The sequence below is a fragment of the Vibrio sp. 10N.222.52.B7 genome (genome assembly GCF_041474275.1).
Lineage (GTDB): Bacteria > Pseudomonadota > Gammaproteobacteria > Enterobacterales > Vibrionaceae > Vibrio > Vibrio crassostreae_C.
The window spans coordinates 3,013-5,160 of sequence record NZ_JBFRTU010000048.1 but is presented as its reverse complement, the minus strand read 5'-3'; the positions used below and the strand labels follow the sequence as shown (position 1 = coordinate 5,160).

General features: G+C 47.5%; 2 protein-coding genes. Both read right to left on the bottom strand.

The window, feature by feature from the left end; all coding sequences use genetic code 11:
- Positions 1-92 precede the first annotated feature (92 nt).
- Positions 93-1,013 (bottom strand): cache domain-containing protein, encoded by a 921-nt coding sequence (locus AB4512_RS13935; RefSeq protein WP_171732748.1) that lies wholly within the window; start codon positions 1,011-1,013, stop codon positions 93-95.
- An 11-nt stretch (positions 1,014-1,024) separates the two neighbouring features.
- Positions 1,025-2,148 (bottom strand): TRAP transporter large permease (locus AB4512_RS13930; protein ID WP_372175064.1); only part of this gene is annotated, 1,124 nt, incomplete at its 5' end.

Below are 2,148 nucleotides of genomic sequence, written 5' to 3'. Positions count from 1 at the left end.
TAAATTGCTTTTTTACACACTCCTATTTTTAGGGGTAAAAAGAGTCGTAAGCCATTAATTTAAATAGACTTACGATCATAGAATATTCATTTTTACGTCTTGTTTGAATTTGTGTAATAACCGACCCCTACTAGCTTATTGTCGATAACACGGTAATACGTGTGCTTGGTTTCGACTTTACTCGACAGCGGGTTCAACCAACGATAAGTGTAAACACCTCGGCCGTTTTCTTTCGCAAGGTTCAACATCTCAGTAAGAATTGGCTTATCGTCAGGGCTTAGAATCTCGCTGTGCGAACGCCCAACTAGCTCAGGAGAGACCCCATGCGCCAGCAACTTTCCAGAGCTCATATCCATCACAAACACATACAAATCCCCTTCTACAAAGCTGCCATCGGCATCATTAAACTCATTTAGGCTCTCTTGTTCTGACTCCACTATCGCGGTCATCGCTCTCGCCAGTAAATTCTTTGCTTCGGCCGCACTGGAACGTTCAGGGTAATAACCGACAGCGACAATCACATCACCCACACGTTCAAAGAAAGTCGTTTTCGGCTCACCCATTCGATCGGTCGGATTGGTCCAGTGATACTTCACTTCACCAAAACCGTTGTGTACTGCTTTGGTGATCATTTCACGGAAAAAAGGATTACCGTAGACGTCTTGCGTATCTAAAACACTGTCACCCACTAACACCATTGACGAGCCGCCGCTGGCAAGGAATTGGCCATCAATGCCCAACGCAAACACATAAAGCTCACCATCGATATATTCAGGGTCACTCATGAAGTCTTTGACGCTATCGTCGCCCTCTTTTTGAACGTGTATCACTGCCTTGGCAAGCAAGGTTTTGGCTCTTCTTTCAGCCTTACTGACAACATGTGGTTCAGAAATATCGAGCACATTGACAGGCTTGGCTTCTTTCTCTATTTCAGAGTGTTCCGCACGTAAACTAATACCACTCACCACTGCAAACACGGCACAACCAATGAGGATGATTCTGGATAAATTCATGGTTATCTCTCCTAATAGCCGACTAAGGACGGTAGCCAAAGCGTAATTTGTGGGAAGAAAGCGATAACGAAAACGCCCACAACAGAAGCAAGAACAAAGGGATGGATCTTCGCGGTGATTTGTTCAACCGTGGAACCCCCTATTCCCGAGGCGACAAAGATATTTTCCCCAAGCGGCGGCGTTGCAAAACCTATCGATAAGGTACACACCACCACGATGCCCACGTGAGTTGGATCAGCGCCCAGCATGTACATGATTGGCAGTAACACTGGCACGATGATCATGATCGCCGCTAAGGTTTCCATAAACATGCCGATGAACAACAACAAGGTAATGGTTAGCGCCCACACCATGTACATGTTGTCGGTAAAACTGAGTAATGATTCAGCCACGACAACCGGGATCTTTTGCTCGATCAACAAGCGTCCAAATACTGTTGCTGCAAAGAGGATCAACAACACACGTCCGGTGATCCATGTCGTGGTCGATAGAGATTTCATCACACTTTTGAACGACAATTCGCGGTGAATAAATACACCCACAAACAACGAATAGAATATCGCTACAACCGCAGATTCTGTTGGTGTGAACATGCCGCTGTAGATACCGCCAAGAATCAAGAACGGCGCTAATATCGACCATAAACCGCGGCGCAAGTAGTGCCTTACATCGCCAAACGACCAGGTTTCAGTCAACCCTTTATAGCCTTCTCGCTTAGCAATGAAGTAGTTGGTTACCACCAGCGTCGAAGCCATGATGAAGCCCGGTACAACCCCAGCAACAAACAGTTTTGGAATAGACAAAGAAGCAAACTGGCCGTGTTGAGCAATGGCTTCCGGTGGCGCCATTAAGCCCATTGCGGAGATACCAAAGATAACCAAGGGAATGGATGGTGGGATGATAATGCCCAAGCCACCAGATGCAGCAGTAACTGCCGATGCGTAGCTCTTATCGTAGTCACGCTTGACCATCGCAGGCACCATTAGCATGCCTACCGCAGCGGTGGTTGCAGGGCCTGAACCCGAGATAGCACCAAAGAAAAGACACGCCATTACCGTTGCTGCGCCAAGGCCACCTGTTACGGGACCCGCTAAGCTTTCGGCGATATCCACCAGACGTTTGGAGATACCCGCCG